Annotated in this window: 19 protein-coding genes, 5 pseudogenes and 1 other annotated feature; of the genes and pseudogenes, 10 read left to right on the forward strand and 14 right to left on the reverse strand. The window is 60.4% G+C overall.

Annotation, left to right across the window (positions count from 1 at the left end; genetic code table 11):
* Positions 1-15 precede the first annotated feature (15 nt).
* A pseudogene (locus RT97_RS34095) lies at positions 16-1,131 on the reverse strand (ArdC-like ssDNA-binding domain-containing protein); the annotation flags it as partial.
* 14 nt (positions 1,132-1,145) lie between these two features.
* Between RT97_RS34095 and RT97_RS33595 the strand changes: the two are divergent.
* Entirely contained in the window at positions 1,146-1,511 is a 366-nt protein-coding gene (locus RT97_RS33595; protein ID WP_042577818.1) for a hypothetical protein, read from the forward strand.
* Positions 1,512-1,595: 84 nt separating this feature from the next.
* Here RT97_RS33595 and RT97_RS05930 read toward each other — a convergent pair whose 3' ends face one another.
* Positions 1,596-2,168: a helix-turn-helix domain-containing protein gene (locus RT97_RS05930; protein WP_042577926.1), complete on the reverse strand. Its 573-nt coding sequence runs from the start codon at positions 2,166-2,168 to the stop codon at positions 1,596-1,598.
* A gap of 194 nt (positions 2,169-2,362) precedes the next feature.
* On the opposite strand from RT97_RS05930, the gene RT97_RS32360 reads away from it, so the two are divergent.
* Positions 2,363-2,599 (forward strand): helix-turn-helix domain-containing protein, encoded by a 237-nt coding sequence (locus RT97_RS32360; RefSeq protein WP_080898192.1) that lies wholly within the window; start codon positions 2,363-2,365, stop codon positions 2,597-2,599.
* A gap of 264 nt (positions 2,600-2,863) precedes the next feature.
* Here the strand turns inward: RT97_RS32360 and RT97_RS05935 are convergent.
* From RT97_RS05935 to RT97_RS05945, 3 genes and pseudogenes are all read right to left on the reverse strand, one after another.
* Positions 2,864-3,771 (reverse strand): annotated as a pseudogene (locus RT97_RS05935) (IS3 family transposase); the annotation flags it as partial.
* Positions 3,661-3,777: a sequence feature (AL1L pseudoknot), on the reverse strand. It overlaps the preceding pseudogene by 111 nt.
* Before the next feature lie 135 nt (positions 3,778-3,912).
* Positions 3,913-4,956, reverse strand: coding sequence for a beta family protein (locus RT97_RS05940; RefSeq protein WP_080898193.1), 1,044 nt, complete (start codon positions 4,954-4,956; stop codon positions 3,913-3,915).
* A gap of 136 nt (positions 4,957-5,092) precedes the next feature.
* A complete protein-coding gene (locus tag RT97_RS05945; RefSeq protein WP_042577820.1) occupies positions 5,093-5,737 on the reverse strand; it encodes a sce7726 family protein in 645 nt (214 codons plus the stop codon).
* Between the two features lie 185 nt (positions 5,738-5,922).
* On the opposite strand from RT97_RS05945, the gene RT97_RS33050 reads away from it, so the two are divergent.
* Genes RT97_RS33050 through RT97_RS05955 form a run of 3 tightly spaced genes read left to right on the forward strand, consistent with a single transcriptional unit; the run spans position 5,923 to position 7,793 of the window.
* On the forward strand, positions 5,923-6,144 hold the full coding sequence (locus RT97_RS33050; protein ID WP_155403742.1) for a hypothetical protein: 222 nt from the start codon (positions 5,923-5,925) through the stop codon (positions 6,142-6,144).
* Entirely contained in the window at positions 6,141-7,163 is a 1,023-nt protein-coding gene (locus RT97_RS05950) for an ImmA/IrrE family metallo-endopeptidase (protein WP_042577821.1), read from the forward strand. Before RT97_RS33050 ends, RT97_RS05950 begins: the two co-directional genes overlap by 4 nt.
* A 3-nt stretch (positions 7,164-7,166) precedes the next feature.
* Positions 7,167-7,793, forward strand: a complete 627-nt coding sequence (locus tag RT97_RS05955) for a hypothetical protein (protein WP_042577822.1) — start codon at positions 7,167-7,169, stop codon at positions 7,791-7,793.
* Positions 7,794-8,424: 631 nt separating this feature from the next.
* Here RT97_RS05955 and RT97_RS05960 read toward each other — a convergent pair.
* The 4 genes from RT97_RS05960 to RT97_RS05975 all read right to left on the reverse strand — a co-directional run bounded on the left by RT97_RS05960 (position 8,425) and on the right by RT97_RS05975 (position 12,876).
* Positions 8,425-10,113 carry a methyltransferase domain-containing protein gene (locus RT97_RS05960; protein WP_042577823.1) on the reverse strand — a complete coding sequence of 563 codons (1,689 nt, stop codon included), beginning with the start codon at positions 10,111-10,113 and terminating at the stop codon, positions 8,425-8,427.
* Positions 10,114-10,122: 9 nt separating this feature from the next.
* Positions 10,123-10,404, reverse strand: coding sequence for an exodeoxyribonuclease VII small subunit (gene xseB, locus RT97_RS05965; RefSeq protein ID WP_042577824.1), 282 nt, complete (start codon positions 10,402-10,404; stop codon positions 10,123-10,125).
* The gene (gene xseA / locus RT97_RS05970; protein ID WP_042577825.1) at positions 10,401-12,146 is read right to left on the reverse strand and encodes an exodeoxyribonuclease VII large subunit; all 1,746 of its coding nucleotides are present in this window, start codon (positions 12,144-12,146) and stop codon (positions 10,401-10,403) included. The genes xseB and xseA overlap by 4 nt, the downstream gene beginning before the upstream one ends.
* 277 nt (positions 12,147-12,423) lie before the next feature.
* On the reverse strand, positions 12,424-12,876 hold the full coding sequence (locus RT97_RS05975) for a hypothetical protein (protein ID WP_042577927.1): 453 nt from the start codon (positions 12,874-12,876) through the stop codon (positions 12,424-12,426).
* Between the two features lie 476 nt (positions 12,877-13,352).
* On the opposite strand from RT97_RS05975, the gene RT97_RS05980 reads away from it, so the two are divergent.
* The 3 genes from RT97_RS05980 (at position 13,353) to RT97_RS05990 (ending at position 16,394) form a co-directional block, all read left to right on the forward strand.
* Positions 13,353-13,952 carry a flavin reductase family protein gene (locus RT97_RS05980; RefSeq protein WP_052810574.1) on the forward strand — a complete coding sequence of 200 codons (600 nt, stop codon included), beginning with the start codon at positions 13,353-13,355 and terminating at the stop codon, positions 13,950-13,952.
* Positions 13,953-14,172: 220 nt separating this feature from the next.
* Positions 14,173-15,576 (forward strand): AAA family ATPase, encoded by a 1,404-nt coding sequence (locus RT97_RS05985; protein ID WP_172672163.1) that lies wholly within the window; start codon positions 14,173-14,175, stop codon positions 15,574-15,576.
* Positions 15,573-16,394, forward strand: a complete 822-nt coding sequence (locus tag RT97_RS05990; protein ID WP_042577827.1) for an HNH endonuclease — start codon at positions 15,573-15,575, stop codon at positions 16,392-16,394. The genes RT97_RS05985 and RT97_RS05990 overlap by 4 nt, the downstream gene beginning before the upstream one ends.
* A gap of 271 nt (positions 16,395-16,665) precedes the next feature.
* On the opposite strand, the gene RT97_RS33735 is transcribed toward RT97_RS05990, so the two are convergent.
* The 4 genes and pseudogenes from RT97_RS33735 to RT97_RS06010 form a co-directional block, all read right to left on the reverse strand.
* A complete protein-coding gene (locus RT97_RS33735; RefSeq protein ID WP_253278151.1) occupies positions 16,666-17,949 on the reverse strand; it encodes a Bug family tripartite tricarboxylate transporter substrate binding protein in 1,284 nt (427 codons plus the stop codon).
* Positions 17,950-18,105: 156 nt separating this feature from the next.
* Positions 18,106-18,470, reverse strand: a pseudogene (locus RT97_RS33740) (cupin domain-containing protein); the annotation flags it as partial.
* 2 nt (positions 18,471-18,472) lie between these two features.
* A pseudogene (locus RT97_RS06005) lies at positions 18,473-18,801 on the reverse strand (IS3 family transposase); the annotation flags it as partial.
* Positions 18,802-19,137: 336 nt separating this feature from the next.
* Positions 19,138-19,806: a TetR/AcrR family transcriptional regulator gene (locus RT97_RS06010; protein WP_042577930.1), complete on the reverse strand. Its 669-nt coding sequence runs from the start codon at positions 19,804-19,806 to the stop codon at positions 19,138-19,140.
* A 211-nt stretch (positions 19,807-20,017) separates the two neighbouring features.
* Here RT97_RS06010 and RT97_RS32375 point away from each other — a divergent pair, with 211 nt between their 5' ends.
* On the forward strand, positions 20,018-21,679 hold the full coding sequence (locus RT97_RS32375; protein ID WP_080898195.1) for a tannase/feruloyl esterase family alpha/beta hydrolase: 1,662 nt from the start codon (positions 20,018-20,020) through the stop codon (positions 21,677-21,679).
* 44 nt (positions 21,680-21,723) lie between these two features.
* Positions 21,724-21,886: pseudogene (locus tag RT97_RS33745) on the forward strand (IS110 family transposase); the annotation flags it as partial.
* A 254-nt stretch (positions 21,887-22,140) separates the two neighbouring features.
* Here RT97_RS33745 and RT97_RS06020 read toward each other — a convergent pair.
* Complete coding sequence (locus tag RT97_RS06020) at positions 22,141-22,578, reverse strand: acyl-CoA thioesterase (protein ID WP_042577829.1); 438 nt, start codon at positions 22,576-22,578, stop codon at positions 22,141-22,143.

The raw sequence follows: 22,578 nt of genomic DNA on the forward strand, positions 1-22,578 counted from the left end.
CGCGCACAGCACGCCACGCTCGCCCTTGCGCACCTGGGCGCCGACGCTGCGCGCCTGCCGGTAGGTCAACCACACGTTCGACGCATAGCCCCCTTCGATCGCCGCCTCCCAGAGCAGCAACACATTGGCACCGCGGTACGGTGCTCCCGTCTGGCCATTGCGGGGCATCCTGCGCGCCGCCGCCCGCGTCCAGCGTTCGCGGAACACGTGGCCGCCCTTCTCCAGCATCGCGATGATCCGGTCCGTCACGGCCTGCCGCACGTCCATGCGGTCCCGCGCAGCGGTGCCCGGAGATTCGGCGACACCCCCACCTGCTTGGGGTGAGTCCTCGGGGGGCACGGGGGGAACGCCCGTGGTTGTCGGATGGCCCGGACGATGCGGGCTGCCCGCATCGCGCGGGTTGGAACTGGAAGTCGAATTGGCGTGCATGGCTGGGCCTTTCTGCGGCATGTGCCGCGGTGGTTGAACATCTGCTTTCGGAGCCGCCTCGACGCAGGGGCAGCGCGCGACAAGGGCCGATGTCCAGGGACCGCCCGCAAGCCGCAGCCGAGCGACCAAGCGAGGACCGGGTGAGGACGGTGGCGAAGCCCACGGCCCTGGACATCGGCCCGAGCGCGCTATGCGTCGGTCAAGAGGCGGCATCGAACGCAGAGGTGACGCGAACGGACAGGCCGTCAAGCCCTGCACGCGACCAGCGCTGCACCGCCAACGGCGGCACGCCCGAGGCGCTGCGAAGCAGGCCCTCGACCCCGACTCAGGACCGCCGAGCACCGAGGTGGGCGGCCTGGCGCACCCTCGCCCAATGGCGCGGCCAACGTCACTTCGCTGACCATCGACCGCATCGGGATGCAGGCATCGGCGCGGGTCACGCAAGCGCAAGACGCAGCAAGCGGCGCGACGCGCGCGTCCGACGAAGACTGCAGCGATTCGCCTGTCGAGCCCACTGTCAGATATCAGAGTAGACAGCCGCGGTATCGCCTTGAACTTCACTCTGCGTTGACGTACAGCCGGCGCACAAAAAGAGAGAGATAAAGCAGGAGAAAACCAGATCCGGAGAAAAAAAACACCGAGCGGGCCGGCGAGCGGGCCCTCAGGTCTTGATACGGCCCACCATGCGCGCCTTCTTTGCATAGACAGGCGATGCGGTGGTCAATTTCCTCGCGCGCGATCTCAAGGCTTCCTTCCCGGGGACAGCCGGGTATTCCGCGACGAGCCTCTGGCCCAAGGACAGTGAGGTGGTGGAATACCCGCTGAGCCGCACGCTCTCGCCTGCGCTGGTGGCGCAATACCGGATGCAGTTGCCTGACGAGGGGTTGCTGGCGGCGAAGCTGCATGAGTTCTATGCCTTGAGCACGCCGAAGGACGCGGCAGCAGAGGCAACCATTGCCGCGTGCGGTCAAACGCAAGAAGCGCTCATCCTTACTTTGTGTCTGGACCGGGACACTGCATCGGCACGACCCGGCAAAAGGTGCCTTCTCCGGCCAGGATCTCCGAATTCATGCGAACACTAAGATAGCTCGGTGCGCGCACGCGCAAGCGGGCGGCAATCGCTGTGGCGCCATCGGCGAGCTCACAAGCTGACGCGCACCCCAGCGCTATTCACGCAGCGTAAACACCACCGAGAGGTAGGACACCGGCCCACTCTGGATCGCTTCGATCCCATGCAGTGCGGTCGCATCGAACAGCAGCGAGTCCCCTGCCCTCACCTCCACAGACTTGCCGCCATAGCGGTAGCTCACCTCCCCGGACAGGAAGTACAGGAACTTGAGGCCCGGGTGCTGGAAAGTCACATAAGGATCGGCACCGGGCAGCAGCGTGACCAGATAAGGCTCGACGAACAGATTCCCCGACAGCAGGTGACCCAGCAATTCGTAGCGGTAGTCCGAAACGGCACCGACGCGATCCACCACAACGCCCTGCCCTGCGCGCACATGGCAGAAGTCCGAGCGACGGGCCTGATCACCGAAAAACCGCGAGATCGGCGCACCCAAGCCATTCGCCAGACGCTCCAGCGTCTCCACCGAAGGCGACACCAGCCCGCGCTCGATGCGCGAGAGCATCGAGGCAGAAATCCCCGAGGTCTTAGCCAGCGCGCCGCCAGACACCTCGGCCGCCATACGCAGCGCCCTCACCTGCGCGCCGATGCGAGCCGCGGACAAACTGCGCACGACAGGTGCGGGCTGCCGCGGCTGGACACGCGTCACCGAGACCGGCAACCTCAAAGGCCGGGCACTAGGTAGTGGGGATGCAATTGCTCGATTGGGCACGAGGAACAACCGGTCGCGAGATGTTTAGTTGATGGACAGATTGCGCAATTTTAGTCCGTTTACGACTATTCCGTAAAGGACTTAACGATTCGTGGATGTCCGTTTCCCTTTACGATGCTAAGTACGAAGAACTTCGCTCTCTGCTGCGCAGCTTGCGGTTGGAAGCGGGACTTACACAAGCTCAGTTGGCAAGTTCACTTCGCGTGGGGCAGTCATACGTTTCCAAAATTGAACGAGGCGAAAACTTTCTGGATGTCTTGCTCTTTGCACGATGGTGTTCTGCCTGTGGCGTCAGGGCGGGGAGCACCCTGGACAAATTTTTGAATGCCTAGAGTCGCCAGAACCTCTCAAAAGCGCGTTAGCGAGTGGTATCACTCCAAGCCGTGCTTTCAATAAGCTAGAGCGTCCAAACGCAGCGGTCGGCCTGGCTCTGAAAGAATGGGTGTAACCTTCCTCCGCTAGAAGTTCCGCTCCACAACCACGTGCCCTGGGCGTACCTATAAGACGTGCTCACGCGCCCAGCGGCTTCTGCTCGGCGTTGAGCTGCTCGCTTTTCTTGGATCGCCCCGGCTTACGTGGAGGCCGGTTGGTTTAAGTCATGTCGCCTTTGTGGCGGACTGATTGGTGAGTTGCCGGTAATAGCAGGCGGGATATAGCCGATGGGTTCGAGCAGGCGATGGTGGTTGAACTAGGACACCCATTCATGCGTCGCGAACTCCACCGCCTCCTTGGTCTTCCACCGTGCCCGGCGATGGATCAGTTCAGCCTTTTAGAGGCCGTTGATCGTCTCGGCCAGGGCGTTGTCGTACGAATTCCCTTTGCCCAATAATGGCTCGATGCGAGCCTCGCCCAGTTGTTTGCTGTAGCGGATGCTGATGTATCGAGAGCCGCGATCGGAGTGACAAATCAGGCTGCCGTCGCGCTCGGGTTGACGGTCGTACAGCGCTTGCTCCAAAGCATTGAGCACGGAGTCCGTGCGCATTGACTGTTGACCCGCCAGCCCACGATGCGCCGGGCGAACACATCGATCACGAAGGCGACGTACAGCCAGCCCAGCCATGTTGAGACGTACGTGAAATCGCTGACCCACAGTTGATTCGGACGCTGGGCACGGAACTGCCGGTTGACCCGATCCAGCGGGCATGGTGCTCTGGAATCGTTGATCGCGGTCTTCACCACCTTGCCGCATCACGACGCACTAGCTGCTCGACCGTGCAGCGCGCCACCGCAGTGCCCTCGCGCGCCAGTTGCCTTGAGACCTTGTCGGCCGCATAGACCTGCATGTTGACCTGCCAAACGCGCTGTATCGCCGGCATGAGGCATAGTCACGGTGTGCTCTGGCGCAGCGCCTACGCGGCTCACGCAGCAGCGCCGCGTGCCGCCGGTAGCCCGACGGGGCGACCTGCAAGACCTTGCAGATCGGCTCGACCCCGAAGGTACCGCGATGCTTGTCGATGAAATCCCTCAGGACTTCAGCCGGCTGCCGAGCTCCGCCTGGGCGAAAAACGCGCTCACCAAGGGAAAAGGAATATGGAATTCTCACTGTCTCACGAGGATTGCTCGGGGTCTGCGCTTTGCAGAGGGACGTACCCTTTACCCCTTCTTGGAGGTAGGCAAAAGGAGACGGCCGAATCAGTTCGCTGTCTCATATCGCCGACGACGTGAGCACCAGGTGGTGACTCGCGGCATCGCGCCGCCAGCTGGTCGGGTTGCCATTGCCGAGCACGCCGACGGACGCTTTGTCGTAGCAATCGTCGCCGTAGCTGAACGCGGCGCCTGAATACACAGGATCGCCTTTGAGCAGGACGCACAGGTTCTTGTATTGATCTTGCTTCCCCTTCTTGAAGCCGCCAGCCTTGAACAAGCGCCAGAAGCCGTCGCTGGCATAACGGATGGCCACCGACGGGTTCATCATGGTGGGGTCGATGTCAGGCGCCGGAGCTGGATTGCTTACGGTGTAATCGCTGAACAGTACCTTTGCGTATGCCGGTTTGGCAACCAACGTCTTCCAAGCTTTCCATTCAACGCGCTCGATGTCGTGCAGCCCTTGCTTACGGCCAACGAGGTTCAGTGGGAAAGAGCCGCCTGCGAGCGTGGTGCTGCTGCACCCGGCCGCGAGCGCCTCGTCAAGATAAGGCTGCGCGGCAGTGGCGCACGCTGCTGGTGCGACGCCCACGATCGAGAACTGATCCACCAGCAGATGAAGCCGCGATTTGGCGATGCCCGCGCCGACGACGACCTTCACGAAATCCTTGACCTGGTCGGAGGTCACGCCGTGTGTCTGGATCCGGAGCACGAAGACCTCAAAGGCCTTGGCGAGGTCCGGCAGGTCTGCCGGACGCGCAACCATCGCCTCCGTGATGACCGGGATGATCTGACGACCGGTCAGCGACGAGAGCCGCTTGCAGATCGAGGTGAGCACCTGGCTCTGTTTTGCGTAGGTAGGCATGAAATATCGAATGTCGATCGCGATTGGCGTGCCCTCCGGAATCGATTTGGCCATTTGCCCTCCAATCTTGGTGATGTAAGGCACCAGCGTTTCGGAGAGCGTCCCCTTCTTGGGGTCAATGGGGAGGATTTCGATCAGCGGGACCATTCCATTCCATTGGGCGCCCGTGAGCTTGCTCAAGGCGATTCGTTCCCCCTGCTTCCATTTCAGGATGGGCAGGTATTTCCATATCGCGGGCATAGGTCCCTCCAGACTCGTTGTGTCTAGAGGGTACGTCACGATTACTTACATTGGATTACGGGATTTCCCAGGTCGCACCATGCTGCGGTTCGGCGCGCGGCGTGTGCCGTGTGTTGCCAGTGCGCGCTGCGACGACTTATGCCAAGCAGTTCAGCGCAAAGGCAACAGCATCAGAGGAGCCATCTGAAGCGAGCGAAATCGGCGGCAGGAGACCCACCTGTCGCTTGCGCAGAAAACTGGTGACAGCTTCGCGCAGCGTGCGCACGCTCAGTTCCCGAGCGAGCATTTCTTGCAACTCAAACTTCGTAGCTCTCTTGGGAGGCAACTTTCCCCTGTGCGACGCCAGCGTTTCGATGCATTCGGCGCGCCACAACAGCATGGCCATGCTCAGGCGATCCTGCACCGGATTGGCTTTTGGCTTTCGCAGCACGCGCAGCCCGAGCGTGCCATTCGTACGGCGCGCGGCTGACCAAACCCCCCACCATGTGGGCATCAAGGCCAGACTGACCTCGGAATAGACCGGCCCAGTGACCAGCGTCACCCGGTCGAAGACGCGGTTGTAAGCGTGAATCTGGTTGTGCATGCGTGCGAACGAATCGAGATCGCTTTTCAACTCGAAAGCGCTGAGCTGTGTGTCCACCAGTGCGAGGTCAACTCGCGCCTCTCCACCTTCGATCCCAAGCTCTTCAAAGAGCCTTCCACCCGACTTAGTGGCATCCGCGAGTAGTCGCGAACGCACCGCTTGGCGCAAATCGCTTTCGGTGATGGAGGGGGCGCTCATTTTATGCATTATATAATTAAACTATGCCAAGAACAGCAAAACCCACCACCTTGGAAGCTGTCCGGGCCCGAGACGCGCTTCGGCTGTACCTGAAGCGGCAGAGCATCTCTGTAAATGCGCTTGCTCAGGCTGCAGGTGTAGGCCAGCCCACAGTGAGCCGATTTTTGAGTGGACGGACGAAGTCCGTGACAGCAGCCATTCGACCGCTGTTGAATTATGCAAATATTGATTTCGAAAATGGCATAACAGAGATAGGCGGTGTGCTCGATAATCCCCGTGTGCGAGGGGCGCTCGAGCGTGTTTGGGACGGGCGGCCGGAGACGGCTGATTTGCTCGCCCGATTGATCGAAGCGTTAGGCCCCGTCTTGAAAAGCGCACCATTGACGGCAACCAGGAACATGCAGTGACCCATCCGGATGCCAAGACCATCTACCAAGCCGTGTCGGCGATCGGCCTGACGCGCGCGCAAGTGCGTCGGCTTTTGCCTGACTGGTGGGATCCCGCACTGGAAAAGGAGCGCGGCGGCGCGGCGGAGTTGGCGATGCACGTCAGTCGGCGGCTGAGCGTCGAGCTTCTGCCTCTGCTGTCGGGTCAGATCGTTCCCAAGGGTGCCATGGCCAGCGTTGCCTATAAGCACTCGGTCAACATCGAGGCGTCTTCACTCTCGGCTGCAAGCTTCATCGCGTCATCTCTTGCGCAGGCGGTGTTGGCCGCCTTGCCGATACCGTACGTTCCGCTGCCTCAAGATCCAGGAGATTTGCGCGCACTGGCCATGCGCGATCGCGCTGGCCAGTTCGGCTTCAGTGCCCTCCTGGAGCTGTGCTGGGCTCACGGAATTCCGGTCATTCCCTTGCCACACCTGCCTGTGGGCGTGCGCAAGATGGATGGGGCCGCGCTGCAGCTGGGCGGACGTCCGGCCATCGTGATCGCGAAGAAGAAGTCCTCACGGGCTTGGCTGAGCTTCATCCTGGCGCATGAGATCGGACACATCGCACTGGGGCATTTGCGCCCTGGATCCTCCATCATCGATGTATCGCTTCAGGAGACGAGCACATACGCAACCGAGTTGTCGACCGATGGCCAGGAAGCAGAAGCGGACGGCTTCGCGCTCCAGACGCTGGGCGGCGAGGAAGTGACGGCGCGTGTGACCGAATGGCCAGTTCTGGCTGCGCCTGTGGACATCGCGGTACTGGCCCGCGGCGCTGCTGGCGCTGTGGGGATCGAAGCTGGACACTTTGTTCTGAGATATGCCTTTCTCACGAAGCGGTGGCCTACCGCGCTGACGGCGCTGAACTTCCTCAGTGAAGACTTGGATCCAGAGGGGGCACTGCTGCAGCAGTTGCGCTCGCACTTGGATCTCAGCCGCGTCGCCGATGACCTGCAGGACCTCGTGTCGCAGATCACCGGCTGGGATGGAGCGAACTGAAGCGTGTGTCTACTGATAGACGTCGACGCGCTGTGCAAGCTGGCGCATTGGGGGCTTCTCGAGGAGATCCCGTCGTTGATGGGCATCCCGATGCAAGAGTGCACCACGCTCGCCTCGTCAAAGTACCGGGCCATCAAGGCAAAGAGCAAGCTCGACATGCGAGTGTTCCACGCAGTCGAGGCAGCTGACCGTGTGCTCGAAGCCATCGCATTGATGCGGGCGCCAATAGAGCCTGCGAGCCAAAGCCTTGGGAATTTCGAAAACGTGTTGGGCATCGACGCCGGTGAGGCGGTGCTTCTCGCATCGCTCGTGGCAGCGCCAGATACAAGGCTGCTGACCGGAGACAAGCGGGCGCTGCGCGCACTCGCAGCGCTACCGCCAGAAGCGCGTGAACCCTTTCATGGCCGGGTGATCTGCGTGGAACGAATCATCGAGGCAGGGCTGGACCACTGGGGATTGGACATGCTTCGATCTAAGGTGTGTCCTTGGAAGAAGATCGACGTTGCAGTGAACATCATCATGGGGAGTCGCTGCGACGCAGGGGAAGCCTCGGTTCGGGAGGCGCTCGCCTCGTACATCGGAGAACTGACTTCGCTGTGCGATCCCTCGCTGATCTGCGAAAAGCTCTGACTTGCTCGTACGTTGACAGACGCACGATAGCTGCTGCTGAATCAATATCGACTTCGAGCGAAGGCGATGACCGTTCCGCGCCGAGACTATTTGAAAACTGGCGGCGGCTGTGTTTGTCGATCCGACGGTGGAGTTGCTCGCGAAGGTCAAACGGCCCAAGGCGCACCAAACGATCGTGAAGCTTGACAGTGTCAACGAGAGCCTCGTGCCTTCTCCCGTTACTTATTTTCAAGCTCCTGTACGACGACTTTTGAGAGCAGCAGCTTGTGCCCGCCGTTGGAAAAGCAGCTGCGGCGATTAGCCAGAGCGGCCAGACGTACGGAAAGCGCTGAACCTCTGGAAAGCAAGGCCGGCACTAGGCGTCGGTTCAATCCGGGCAGGTTGTCGGCACACCGCGACAAACTAGGTATCTCAGCGCAAGCGACGGCAAACTCGTCGGCGTCTCTGGCCAAACAATTTATCACTGGGAACGAGGAAACGCCCGCCCGCGCGCTGCGCAGCTTGCGCAAAATGGCAGCTGTTCGTGGCCTTGGTGTACGCGAAGTCAAGAAGCAACTGAGTGCATGAGCGCCCATGTTGGCGCTGGCCCGTGCTGTTGCCGACATCTGCTTTCTGAACTTCGTCAGCCGCTCTAAATCGACCATCGCTCTACGCCTCGCTGCAGTGCAGTGAGTTCCACAGCTTCGCGAAAGCGCCCAAACATGGCGTCCGCCCACCCAGCTGAATCAGCAGGCGGGCTTCCCAATAACTGCGTAGCCTGACGATCAAACAACACAGGATGCGCGGCTCGCAGCACGGCCCAGTCCTCCATCACGGCCAAGCGCCTCGCGCTGAGCAGCTGAGCCGATGGTAACTTGTCTGACTTGTTGGCGTTGACCTGGTGGTCCGCCTGCAGCAGGTTCCACAGGTCGTTGCTCGCCCATAGCGCAAACGGGATCGCGTGGTCGACCACGAACCGCTGCTTCAGCGGACGCCCCGACCAAGTGCAACGTGTGATCCCGGCCCGCTCGTAAGCCTGGCGGGCAAGCATGGTGGCTCTCTCGGGATCGGGCCGGGCCAGCAGCAGCGGGAGCACATCTCCCGACGTCACTGCTTGCCGGTAACCGAAACGCTCGGACAGTGCGGCCCAGCGCAGGACCACCGCATCGGCGATCCAATGGCCCAACAGGCTCAGCTCGCTCCAGATACCGGCAGGAAGAATCACCAAGCCGGTGCGACGGTCGAATTCGAATACCGTCCCCGTGTCCAACGCGCCACCCGAGAAGGCAACAGGCCCCAGACGTATCGTCTCCGCAATGGTTCGAAGGGCAGATTTGAGCTGCGTCTGGACTCCCGGCGAGAGTCGCCCAGACTGCCAATCTAGGTGCCAGGCGCCCAGCCCACCATGAGCGCCTTGCTCCCGGTACGGCTGCATCAGCGCAGTGAGCGCCGCTCTGAACTTCACCGGCTTTGCATCCCCTGCCCCTTCCGACTGAGACTGCGGAATAAACCGAGAGGCGGCAAAGATGGGCCAGTAGTACATCAGCCACTTCTCAGCGATGCGCATCAGCGGCACGCCGACGGTGCCATCTGCATGCCAAACCGCCACCTTGCTCTCATGCATCGCCAGATCTGCCAAGGCCCGGAACAGTGCCAGCTTGTAGGTGGCGACTTTTCGATCCCTGTTGAGCACGCCTTCAATCTGATCGATGGATCGCAGTGAGCCTGTGGATTGCAGCTCCAGCAGAAGCGTGTACCAGGTGGTACCCGTGCGCGCCAGCGCATCGTCGGAGTTCCAGCGCCCGACGCATTGGAAGCCGAGCCGCACGAACAGCAGCTGGATTTCCTCAGCGGTGTACCCTTCGAACAAGCGTCCACTCGCGTCGCGCTGCTCCACCAGGCCCTCGCCTCTCGACAACGGCAGCGAGAGCAGAATTCGCCCACGCGGCTTCAGCAAGGCGCGCATGGCCAATGCAGCATCAAAAAGTTCGTGGTCCGGCACATGCATAAGCACCGCGCTGCACAGGATTCCATCGAACCCTCCACCGAACGGCAGGCCCGGCGCGGGCAGAGAAGCCGCTTGAAGCCGTTCCAGCAGCTCGGGATGGGCCGACAGGGCCGCCGTGCGCAGACCGTCGGTTGGTTCGATACCGTAGGCGTCATACCCGCTGCGCAGCAAGTGCGCCAGGTCTCGCCCGGAACCCGCCCCGATGTCTAGCACCCGACCGCCTGCCACGAATGCGAGAGGAAAGTACTTAGCGACAGGGCTTTCCACGGACTCGTATTGGCCCGCGATGTCCTTCGCGTTGTCTTGGTAGAAGCGTGCGGTCGCGGTGTCCATCAGGGGTGATCAGAACGGGATGTCGTCTTCACCATCTGGAGCTGGGGTTGCCCTTGACGCACTCGCGCCGGGTTTCGAGACCTGGTCGTCGGAGGTGCGCTGCTGGGCGCCACCCAGAGCCTTTTCCAAGGCCGTCTCCACCGCATCGATGCGCTCCTGGCACACCTTGTAGGCAGCCACGGACTCCTCGACGATGCGCAGGAGATCGTCGATATTGGGCTCGGACTGCTTTCGCAACGTCTCGGCGTGGCGCTGCAAGACGCTGTAGGACTCTTTGAACGTGGTACTCATGGTTGATTGTCCTCTTGGAGCTTGGCACGCCGGGCTCCATCTCTGAACTGAATGGTGATCTGCGCCTCGGTGCTGGACGCGCTGGTGATGGCGTTGCCGTCGGCATTGCGCACGAGGGCGAAGCCGCGGCTCAATGTCTTTTCCGGGCCCTGCCCTGCAATCTCGCGCATGAGAGCCTGGGTATCGGTCTTGGCGCTCGCCACGGCCTGGCGGGATCGTGCTGCAACGTCCTCGAATGCTCTGCTGGTGGTATCTGCCACGAAGCGAAGATCGGCCGTCGCCTTGTCGAGCACATAGGCTTGGTTGGTCCAGATGCCGGCGCGGGCAGTTTGCAGGGACTGACGCGCCTCGGCGCGGATCTCGGCCAGTAGGGCCGGCACCGTACTGCGGGCATCGGCCAGTTGGTGGGCTGCGAGGCGGCGCACATCGTTCAACTGACGCTCCGTGCCCTCCGCGGCCACGCGCACTGCCTGCGCGGCATCGAGCTGGGTTTGCGCGAGAAGTTCGCGCGCCTCTTGGCGGCTGCGCGCGACTTCGTGTCGTGCTCCCGCTTCGATGGCGGCATAGCGTTCCACCACGGTACGCCGGGTCGCTCCAATAACCTTGGTCGCGTCTCTGATCACGCCGGCGAACAGCGCCTTGGCTTCCTGCGCCCGCTGCAGGATCAACCGTTCGACCCCGACAATGACTTTGGAAGGCGTATCAAAGCGGATGTGCGCCACTTCATCGAGCACAGTGTTGTCGCGTTCATGGCCAATGCCGGTGAGCACAGGAACCTCCAGCTCGCACACAGCCCGCACCAGCGCATAGTCGTTGAGCCAGGCCATGTCGTTGATGGCACCGCCCCCTCGAATGATCGCCACGGCATCGGGCAGAGGGTCACTGCCCTCGTCGCCCGTTCCCAAATGGGCCAGAGCTCCCAGTAGCGCTCGACGGATCTCCGCGGCCGCACCGTCACCCTGAAAACGGCTGTGAACGTACACAAAGCGGCAAATGCCCAGTGCCTGCAAGCGGCTGGCCTCCGATTGGAAATCACCCAAACCAGCACCGCCCTCAGGGGCGATGACCAACACCAAGTTGTAGTCCCAAGGTGTTGGCAATCGCCGATTGAGGTCGAAGAGGCCCTCAAGCTGCAGGCGGTCTCGAATTTCCCGCTTGCGCGCCTCGAGGTCGCCGAGTGTGTATTCCGAGTCGATGGCATCGAGCTCGATGCTGAAGCCGAACTGCGGCTTGAAGACGGGGCGAGCCCGCACCAACAGCTTGATGCCGGGGCCCACCTGAGCGCCCGTAGCCTCTTCGAACATGGGCAAGATCTGACTGGCCGTGCTGGCCCAGATGACGGCATTCGCTTTGGCGGTGATCACACCCGAGGCATCCCGCTCGGACACCTCCAGGTAAACATGTCCGTTGCGCATGCGCGTATCCACCACCTCGACCATGGTCCAGACACCGGTCTTGAAAGCTTGCGCCACTGCCGCGGAAACGCCCTGCAGCAGTTGGGAGAGCGGCACACCTTTCTTGCGAGGCACCGCCAGGTCGCGCGACTCTGCCGGAGCCTGAGCCAGCAGTTCCCTGGAAGGGCTCGCGGCGACAGCACCGCTATCCTGCAGCCATTGGGAGAAGGGAGCCAGATCACGCCCCTCGGGCACGTACCACTGCCGGCGGCCCGGGTCCCATCGGGCGCCAAGCGCCTTCACCCGATCCTTGTCCGCGAAGGACGAAACCAGATACGTAAGGCTCATGCCGCTGAAGGCAACAGTGGCCCAGCATCGCACTGGCCTTGCCGCCAATCCTCCATGCTGGCGAGCTCCCTCGTGCAACCGGAGCACACGAGCCGCTGGCCATAACGCATAGCGCCCTGCGCGTCACGCTCAACGACCCTACGGTAGTTGGTCGAGCCGCAATAGCCGCAGCGGTTCAGGGAAACAGATTGATCACCTGTCATCGTTGCTCACTCATACTCAAATCCATCCACTCCAACTTCTATGGCCCTGCAACCGGTAGAGAACCGCCAAATGCTCAAAGCAATATTTCCCGCGATTTCAACCAGACCGGTTCGAAAAGTGAGGTGACTGCCTTGCTGAACGCCAAATCGGAATGAAGACCGATTCCAGACTCGATCTCTTTCGACTCCCCGAAGTCAGAGCTCCCAAGCCAAATGATGTTCGGCGCAACCAGGACGATCTTCGCGTTCACGTTGTCGTTAAGAACGATACTAATTTCTGGAAACTGGGCTTTGAGGCGGCGTGCATCCGCCTCAGCTTCGGTACTGGCAATGATGTAGATCTCGCGCGGTCGCTTGCCCAAGATCCTTCCAACATAGTCGAGATTCGGCAGCATCCGTGTCATCACATACATCGGGCCCATGCGAGCAAGCTGCGAGAGGCGCGTGCTCCATGTGCTCGCCCCGATCGACAATTTTGCATCGTCGCATGAAAACCTAAATCCACCGCTGTCGTCCTTGAATGCCATCTGTCGCCCTCCTGAGATAGTGGCGCAGATGATCCGCGCGACTTCTTCCATTTTCATTCAGCGCACAGGGCGCGGGATGCGGCCTGCCCTAGCGTCGCAAATCGCGATGCGAGAGGCTGGACATCCGTATGAGTTGGTAAAGGTTGACTTCAAGACCAAGCCGACGGTCGAAGGCGACTGCTTGAAGGTTTCCCCCAAAGGGCTTCATCCCGTTACCGAATCAGCGTGAAGAGAGGTGGACAAGCCTCCGGACTGCTGCACCAACTGCAGGTTGGTGATCGCATCGAGACCCGGGCGCCAGCAGGTGGATTCACCATCGATGCATTGCAGAGCAGCCCCGCCGTTCTCATGGGAGCCGGCATCGGCATCACGCCCACGCTGTCCATGCTCGGCCACCTGGCTCACGAGGGGCGTCGCACGCGTCACCTGAGGCCCGCTGGCTGTTCCAGGCAGCACGCATCCAAGGAGAACTGGTATTGGGGCGAGAAATCCGATCGCTGGTCTACGGCAGTGACGGAAAGGTCCACTGGATTCGCACGCTTAGCAGGCCGGGCGCGGCCGTGGCCGGCCACGACTACGAGCGGGAGGGGCGCATCGACATGGCATTGCTCAAGACGACACTCCCCTTCGATGACTATGACTTCTACCTGTGCGGTCCCGCCCAGTTCATGCAGGACGTCTTCGGCGGGTTGCGCGAACTGACAGTGCGGGACGAGCGAATTCACACGGAGGGCTTCGGTCCATCCTCGCTGCGGCGCATGCCCGATGCCGGCGGATTGGGTGCACAACTTGCTGCTCCGGCCAGCGAATCGGTGAAGATCATCGTCACGGAATCCGTCAAGGAAGGTCGGTGCAATCCCGGAGATGGTTCGCTGCTGGAAGTCGCGGAAGCGCGGGGACTGTCTCCCGCATTCGGATGCAGGGGCGGCAGTTGCGGCGAATGCAAGTGCCGCGTGACCGAGGGCTCGGTCGCATATCCGGTACAGCCCACTTCTTCAGTCGGCGATGGCGAGGCGCTGATCTGCTGTGCTGTTCCTTCAGAGCACTCACAAGGGGTTCTGCACCTGGCGATCTAAGGCATTCATTAGGCCAAGAAACACATCGATATTGGCTCGTTGCCCTCAGCAATCGAGGTCTGCAGGCTGTGTGACTTCGAGCGCTGCAAGGCAAACTATGGGACATCGGCCTGTGGTCGATTTGGGCCACCAACCGCTCGGGAATGTTGTAGTCTTCGAGCTTAATAAATGACAAGGAGGGATGCACGGTCGCGCGAGCGGGTCGTGCGCGGGACGTATGTTGACGCATCTCAATTCCATGGGCGGTGGCTTTGAGCGGAGACTGGCCATCGCGCCGCAGGTTGAACCAGGAGGAAACTGGTTTACGGTCTTCATTGCTGAAAATGGGGGACGCAAGAGCTACCTCTTGCGGTGTTTGGTCGAGGTGGCACTCGGAAGGCACCAATACGTGGCCGACAAGGGGTCCTCCATCCTTCTCACCGCACCCGCGAAACTGCCAAGGCGGGTCATCGCGATTTCCGGAACACCCCTCGATCGCTTTCCACGAACTGGAACGCGTGACCTCAAGATCCGGCGCCGCAAGATGCCCGACGATTTCGTGTACCTCGGTCCCCGGGCGAGCAATGGGATGGCAGGAGTCGCGCAAAGCGAGCGAAGCCTCGTCGGCTCACTGCTGTCCAATCGCTACCGTCTGAAGGAGCGGGCGTCGCTGTTAACGGAGGCATTCTCGTCACTGGGCCTGTCACCACGTATCGACGTGTTACTCCAAGGCTCTTCCGAGAGGGGAGGTTCACGAGAAAAGATCGCAGAGAGCCTATACACACTGGAGCAGTCGCTTGGGGACCGACCCGAGGATGAAGCCCTCGAGTTGTACTCCACCATGGAGAAGTATCGAGCCAATATCGGCAAGATCAATCGGGAACTCGAACGCCTCTCCAACAAGACGGAGGCTAGGCTTCGTCTGGGAATAGATCACGCCACTATAGGAGCTAGGACCTTCATCGACGTCCCGATGTGGGAGCTGCTCATTCGCCTTGGCCATGTCGTGATCACCGGCACGCGCTTTCACAGGATCAAGCACGATGAGACCGTGCTGGGTGATGAATTGAGCTCTGGGCAATGGGGATGGCTTGGCACTTTTGCATCCCTCGCCGCCGAGATCAGGGACGACTCGCTGATCCTAGTGGATGAGCCGGAGAACAGCCTTCATCCTCGCTGGCAACAGGAGTTCATCCGGGAGCTCCATGCGATGGTCTCCAATTTCAGGGACTGCCAGGTGGTGGTCGCCACGCACTCCCCGCTGATCGCCTCGGGGATATCCGAGGAATGGGGAAGCATCCGCACCCTCACCAAGCCGACGAGAAAGGGAGCGCACGTGCACAGCAAGGAACTCCCCACTGCATTCGGTTGGAGCGCCTCGGACGTTTATGGCGAGATGTTTGGACTGGAATCGACTCGTGCCCCGGATTTCATGGACGACGCCAACACCGCCCTGCGCAAGCTGTCGATGAGGAGGCCCATCACCGACGATGAGCGTGAACAGTGGATCAAGCAATTTCGCGGTCGTATCGACATTCTTCCTTCCCACGATTCCATGCGTGATGTACTCGAAGGGATCATCGCCCGGCTTAAGAAGCAAGACACGGGAGAATCGCCCGGTCATGGCAAGAACAAGAACGCATGAGCCGATTCAGTACGATCAAGTTCACGCGATCCGACAACGCCCTGCTCAACGAGGTGCGCGCATTGGCGGGTAAGAAGTGGTCAACCGACCTTGACGCGATCAAGCGCCTGAGGACCCGACTGCGCGAGCTCCAGAACCATCGGTGCTGCTACTGCCAGGCACCTATCGAGTCGGACGAATCGGGATTTCGCGAGCTCGAGCACATCCTGCCAAAGAACAAGAGCTACAGGTGCACGCATGCGCGAGGGACCAGCAACGACCAGGATAAACGCCGCTCCACGCTTGGCTACCAGGAATTCACTTTCGAGCCTATCAACCTGGCGATCAGTTGCAAGCAATGCAACAACTACAAGGGTATGCACGACCCTCTAAAGGACAGGACCACGGCACGTCCCCTCAACAAGTTCCCGAGCGCCGCTCAACTTATCTGGTTCCACCCTCACACGGAAAAGTACGAGACGCACATCACGATCGATGAGGACTTCGGCTTCACTGGCCAAACTGCGGGCGGCCGCGCCATCATCGCCGAGTGCAGGTTGTTCGACTCGGAAGTGCTGGGCCGCAAATTCCTTGAGCGGGCTAGGGTGCGCGCCAAGCAAGCCGAATCCTTCCGACAGGCAGTTGACGCACTCGCCAGCGGCATCGAGCTCAAGGCCTTCAGCAAAGCGCACGCCATCCAGACATTGGCGCAAGAGCGCGGGATTCCCACGGCAGAGGCCAAGGACATCATCAACAAACGATTGACCTATGCGACGAGTGTCCAGACGATGAAACAGTATTTCGATTCGATCCTTAAATACGAGGTCAATACGATCTGACCTCGATCAAGAATCTTTAAGGAATGCGTCCACGAGCCGCGACGTGTGAGGTTGGGAATGTGAGGTGGAAGGTGGAAGGTGGAAGGACGGTCGCGGCAGACACATCGATCCCCTTGTCACCTGCCACTAGGCTAGCCCGGCGACCCCGCGATGACCGACACGGATTTCGATAACGCTGAGGGCGATCTCTTCATGCGTTGATCGACGCGAGCCAGCGGTGTGTTTTGCGCGTGAAATTAAAGCCAGAGGATCAACAGCAAGCGTCATGCTCTTAAATTTCGTTGGCAACCAATGAATCTGGGCGCCAGTAAGGCAACAGGGATCCTCCTGCCTTGTCCAGAACAATCGCCACGCTCTGTTTCGCACGCGTCACCGCGACATAGAAACTTGAAGCGGGTCCCTCCGCCAGGTAAGCACCGGATGCAACGAACTTGGCGATCGGAGCAGTCGGCACGATTAGCACGCGGCCATATGTCATGCCCTTCGAAACCTTGAAGTTCAGATAGTCAAGATCGAAGTCCTTTCCTGATGTAACGCTATTTCGCAGACACTGAGGTTTGAACGTGTGAACGTACTCGGCGACATGCTTCGTCGCAACTAAGAACACTCCGTCATGATGTGTCACTGTCTTGTTCTTGGACTGTGTGATCGGGAACTTGCAAGAAGGTTCGAAGATGCTGTCAGAGAAACTCGCGATGGTGGGATGGCATCTCCACGTCGTAACGCTCTTAATGATTTCTAGAAGCCCTGCGGCTTGACGCTCTCGCGCCCACTTGATGGCCCCAGCGTTCGGCGTGGCAGCGGGCGCGGAAAGCGCGTACCAGAGCAGCGCCTCGATGTCGTAGCCCTGCTCCTTGAAAGCAGGTGCATCGGGCACCTGGGGGAGGCGCTTGGAGTCCATCACACCCAGCACGCGCATCTTGCCCGCCTTGACGTGCTGCAGCGGGCCGGTGATGGAGGTGCCCTGGATGTCGATCTGGCTGCCGAGCATGGCCTGCAGGCCGGGGGAATCCCCGTTGAACGGAATGTGCGTCGTGCGGATGCCGGCCATGCCCTCGAAGGCCAGTGGCGCCAGGTTGGTCAGGATGGATGCGCCCGGCGAGCCACGGTTGATCTTGTCCGGATGAGCCTTGGCATAGGCCACCATTTCCTTGATGTTCTTGTAGGGCAGATCCGGGCGCCCCACGATGATCGTCGGTTGATAGGCGATCTGGGTGACGGGCGTGAAGCTCTTCGCCGGGTCATAGGGCAGCTTGTCGTACATCACGGTGTTGCTCGCCAGAATGCTCAGCGAGCTCATCAGCACGGTGGTGCCGTCGGGCTTCGAGCGGGCAACGTTGTCTGCCGCCACGATGCCGCTGGCACCGGGCTTGTTCTCCACGATGGTCTGGGTGCCGCGCCTGGTGAGCTCCGAAGCCAGCAGCCGCGCGTATTGGTCTGTTCCGCCGCCAGCCGCGAACGGCACCACGACGCGTAGGGGTTGCTGAGCCTGCGCCGTCCCGACCGCGAGGCCGAGAGCGAGCAGAAAGCCGCCGAGGCGCTTTCGGAATTGCATTGCGATGTCTCCTGAATGGGCCGCTGAGAATGGTTTGACCCAGTTTAGGAGCGCGGGAAACGCGACATGCATCAAAGCATGAAAAGGTGCTTTGTAGTTTTAGCGGGAATTGCTGCGGCGCGATCGGCGAGTTCACAAGCTGACGCGCACCCAGCGTTATTCACGCAATGTGAACACCACCGAGAGGCAGGAAACCGGCCCCGAATGGATCGCCTCGATCCCGTGCAGCGCCGTTGCTTCGAACAGCAGTGAGTCCGCTGCCCTCACCTCCACGGACCTGCCGCCATAGCGGTAGACTACCTCCCCGCACAGGAGTACAGGAACTTGAGGCCTGGATGCTGGAAGGTCACATAAGGAACGGCACCGGGCAGCAGCGTGACCAGGTAGGGCTCGACGAACAGGTTGCCGGACAACAGATGCCCTAGCAGCTCGTAGCGGTAGTCTGACACCGCACCGACCCGATCCACCACAACACCCTGCCCTGCGCGCACATGGCAGAAGTCGGTGCGCCGGGCCTGATCCTAACCATGGCTTTCCTGGCCTCAGGCAGCGCCTCGCGAGCCCATGCGGTCAACGTCCCACGACCCGGATAGCCCAAGGCTCTCATCGTTGCGGCAATGCAGCGATCGTGAGTGATGTAGTGCTCGACAGCCGCCTCCTTCTGCGCCTGCGAGTACTTGGGGACTCGGCCCGCATAGCCCACAGGCAAATCGAGCCGCTGCTCGTATTCGCGGTGCCAGCCCTTCAGGACATTCTTGGTCGGATAACCCAGCTGACGAATGGTCGCCCTGACGCGTTTGCCGAGCTTGATATACAGCTCGACCGCTCGAACCTGTCTTCGTATGAATACATGAACTAGCTCTTGGTAGTCCAAGTTTTTGTCCGCATTCTTCGCGGGTCAGCATTCCATGGAAATCAACAGCGGTCCGCAGTTCTGTTGCGCTAGCGGTCAGTTTCGCTGGCCAAGACGGATCGATGAGATTACGAGTCAAGGTCACTCGTGTCTTTGTCGGAATGGAATCGATGAAATCCTTGGAGATTCCCTCAAACCTGAAGAGATCGATTGAAGACTACCGTTCGTTGGTCAAGCCGCCGGTCGAGTAGCTCATCTTTCCGAATACTCTCACGCTGATTGCCGGCAGTGAGCCGGACTTTCAAACAGCAGCGGACCAATCGACGAAGACGATACTAGGTGCTAGCTCTAGGACCGCCGCGAGAGGCAGACGTTTTCCGGCGCCTGCCGACCACAGCCGGGTCTTCGGCCTCCACTCCTGCAACGCCGTGAAGAAAGAGTTGGGTCGCAATGGGTGCGATTTCGGCGTAAGTGAATCGTCCGTTCGGCTGAAACCAGGTGAACATCCAGTTCAGCATCCCGAAAAGGAACATCGTAAGCAGTTTGGGAAGTTGCGTACCGTCCAAGTCGGGGCGAGCCGCAGCGACCGCATCGGAAAAGACTCGGACAACTGCGCGTTCTTTGTCGAGGACGCACGCCTGCGCCTCAACGTCCAAGAAGCGAACATCTTCGGTAAGGACCCGGTGCTCGTTTTGCGCCTCGGCGTACTCGAGCATGAATGCCTTGATGAGTTCCGGCAGTCTCCGCTCTGGAGTCAACTCCATAGCCTCCACACCCGTGACGATGTCTGCGAGACGTGACACGTGGCCGTCAGCGATGTGAAACAACACCTCGGCTTTGTCCTTGAAGTGGTGATACAGCCCTGGCTTCGAGAGGTGGCTGGCTTCGGCAATCTCGTTCATGGATGTGGCTGCAAAGCCTTTGCGAGCGAACAACTCAGCCGCATTCCTCGAGATCAAGGCGCGCTGTTCGTTGGTTCGAGGCGAGATGCGTTCAACGCTCATGGGCAAGGTGATGGGCTGAGGCAAACGCTCAGCGACAACTCGAATCATAGGTGTTTGTCCGGACGGCTTAGCGCTTGCGAAAGTCCTGACTGCGACGGTATTCTCATCTCCGGATTACGGACCGACCGGTCGGTCGTGATCCAGAGAGCGATCGAATCGTTAGGAAACAGCCTCCTGGCGAATGGCGGCAATACAAACACTGGAGACAAACATGCGCGACGAACTCTTAACCCGTGCCAGGATGCTGGGTGGGCTTGCAATTGCAGTGATCTTTTCTTTGCAAGGCTGTGGCGGTGGCAGTGGCAGCAACGCGCTTGGTCTCGCGTTTGCACCAGCACCCGCACCCGCACCCGCACCAGCACCTACACCTCCACCTACGCCTGCTCCTGGCCCCGCGTCTGGGCCGAGTGCCGAGCAGCTGAAGGCCGTTTGCGCTTCACTGAGTGGACAAGTCATCGAAGGAGTAACGATTACGAAGGCCACGCGCTTCGAAGCCGCAGCATCCGTGAACCCGTCCGGCTTTTGCCAGGTGCTCGGTACGCGTGCGCCATATCTCGATATCGAAGTCGACGTGCCAGACAACTGGACAGGGCGCTACTGGCAACAGGGAGGGGGTGGCTTCGATGGCCGCATTCCCTCTGCGCTCACCACAGATTCCAGCGGCAATCTCACATCACTCAGTCCTGCTGTAGGGCTCAAGGGCGCGATCTATGCCGCGTCGAACGGGGGCAACCGCGCATCAGTATCGGCGCAGGCAGCTCCTGCGGTATGGGGAAATGGAACTCCCGAGGGACGTCAGTCGGCAACGGACTATGCATACCAAGCTTTGGGCACGACGGTCTACTTCGGCAAAGCGCTCGCCAAGGCCTTCTTCGGCTCGGCCCCGACACACAGCTACTTCAATGGCTGCTCCAACGGTGGGCGAAATGCATACATTGCAGCGCAGCGCTGGCCGGAGGAGTTCGATGGCATCGTGTCGGGTTGCGAAACGATGGATATGACTGGACAGACGTCTGCATGGCTGCAGGCGGCCTCCTATTCTGGGACGCCTGCCGCTCTCAGCAGCACTCAAAACAACGCCGCTTGGTCCGCAGCTCTGGCTGCATGCGACTCGCTCGATGGCGTGACAGACTCACTTATCGGCAATCCGAAGGCATGCACATTCGATCCCGCAGTGCTTCAATGTGGCGCTGCAGGGGCCAGCAACGACCCCTCAGTATGTCTGACAACAACTCAGGTTGCCACGATGAAATCACTCATCACAGATCAGAAACTTCAGAACGGAACCACCGTCCTTTCCGGCTACTCGTGGGCCAGAGGGCTTGGTCAGGGCTGGGGCAGCCTCGGTGGAGGGTTTGCCTTGCTGGCAAGTGGCGACCCCGCATGGCTGACGTCCGCTCGACAGTCCGGATTCCAGCTGGAATCCGACTATTACATGATCGGCAGCGGCCTCGCACGCATCGGTGCCGACCATGACAAAGCCGCCATCGCAGCTTTCATCACGGCGGGCAAGAAACTCATCTCCTGGCACGATGGCAGCGATGGACTCCTGTCACCAAACGACCACTACCGCAACTGGACGACCATGACGGACATCGCCAAGTTCAATGGCCTTTCCGACCCAAGCACCGCAACACGGTTCTTCATCATTCCAGGCGGAAGTCACTCCGCCGGCCAAACACTGCAGGAAGTGGACTGGGCCAGTTCCATCATGGGTTGGGTCGAAGACGGCATCGCTCCTACGCAGATGACATACACATTCAGGAGCGGAACGACGACGCGAAGCCTGCCTGTCTGTCAGTATCCCCAGTACCCCAAGTACAAGGGTTCCGGCGACATCAATGGACTCAGCAGTTATTCCTGCGAATCGTGAGCTAGTAGGACCGCGTGCGCCCTCTGTGTTAAAGCACTTCGCCAGCCGTGCGCGCGTTCGTAAGCGGTAACAAGAACGCTGCCACGGACGCGCGCACCATCTGGCCCGGCGATTCAACAGCAGGGCACCAAATTCGTAGGCGCTAAGACGATGATGCAGCAAGCCACGCTCACCTTGCATCGTCAGCGCGAGATGTTGGTGCGGATGGTCTCCATCCGACTAACGTCCATGGCCCCGGAATTGACGCAACGCAGGGCGCCAGCGCCAGCCAATGGGCGCTCGGCTACGTGCACCACCTATCCCGCCGCACGGCGCCGTACGCCACGTTCGCACTCAGCGCGTTTGCCAAATAGAAGAGCCCACACGGAGCAGCCCTGTCCGCTTTCGGGCGTTGGAAACGGATTTCTCGCTCTCCCACTTGTCAGTGCAGCGCTTCCTATTCTTGCCCGGCCTCAGCGCCTTCAGTCTGGCCCGCACGACTCGGCCGCCGAGCGATAACCTTCGATCGATCGTTTCAGGTCTGAAGGTATCTCCAGAGATTTCATTGATTCCATGTCGACGAAGACAAAGGTCACCTCAGCTCGTAGCCTCGGCCGTTTGTCCTGGCCCGCGAAATCCACCTCCAGCGCGACGGAACTTCGACCCGTTGCGACAACGATCAAGGTTGAGATCAACGCCTCGCCCAATCTGCTGGGGGCTTTGAACTCGAAGTCGAGCTTCACTGTGGGAATCGCGATGCGGCGAACACGGTGCAGGCAATCAAAGTCGACACCAAGCCCATGCTTGAACCAATGCTCGACCGTGTCGTTGACCATCTCGGCATAGCGTGGATAAAAGACGATGCCTGCGGGATCGCAGTGCTTGAAGCCGATCTCTAAACCCATTTCATGACGCTTCAT

The organism is Variovorax paradoxus (assembly GCF_000834655.1).
GTDB classification, from domain to species: domain Bacteria; phylum Pseudomonadota; class Gammaproteobacteria; order Burkholderiales; family Burkholderiaceae_C; genus Variovorax; species Variovorax paradoxus_F.

Coding starts and splice junctions, on each gene's coding strand:
- RT97_RS32360 (WP_080898192.1), top strand. CDS start 2,363: ATGTCCGTTTCCCTTTACGATGCTAAGTACGAAGAACTTCGCTCTCTG.
- RT97_RS05940 (WP_080898193.1), bottom strand. CDS start 4,956: ATGCCCGCGATATGGAAATACCTGCCCATCCTGAAATGGAAGCAGGGG.
- RT97_RS05945 (WP_042577820.1), bottom strand. CDS start 5,737: ATGAGCGCCCCCTCCATCACCGAAAGCGATTTGCGCCAAGCGGTGCGT.
- RT97_RS05960 (WP_042577823.1), bottom strand. CDS start 10,113: ATGGACACCGCGACCGCACGCTTCTACCAAGACAACGCGAAGGACATC.
- xseB (WP_042577824.1), bottom strand. CDS start 10,404: ATGAGTACCACGTTCAAAGAGTCCTACAGCGTCTTGCAGCGCCACGCC.
- xseA (WP_042577825.1), bottom strand. CDS start 12,146: ATGAGCCTTACGTATCTGGTTTCGTCCTTCGCGGACAAGGATCGGGTG.
- RT97_RS05975 (WP_042577927.1), bottom strand. CDS start 12,876: ATGGCATTCAAGGACGACAGCGGTGGATTTAGGTTTTCATGCGACGAT.
- RT97_RS05990 (WP_042577827.1), top strand. CDS start 15,573: ATGAGCCGATTCAGTACGATCAAGTTCACGCGATCCGACAACGCCCTG.
- RT97_RS33735 (WP_253278151.1), bottom strand. CDS start 17,949: ATGCAATTCCGAAAGCGCCTCGGCGGCTTTCTGCTCGCTCTCGGCCTC.
- RT97_RS06010 (WP_042577930.1), bottom strand. CDS start 19,806: ATGAGCGTTGAACGCATCTCGCCTCGAACCAACGAACAGCGCGCCTTG.
- RT97_RS32375 (WP_080898195.1), top strand. CDS start 20,018: ATGCGCGACGAACTCTTAACCCGTGCCAGGATGCTGGGTGGGCTTGCA.
- RT97_RS06020 (WP_042577829.1), bottom strand. CDS start 22,578: ATGAAGCGTCATGAAATGGGTTTAGAGATCGGCTTCAAGCACTGCGAT.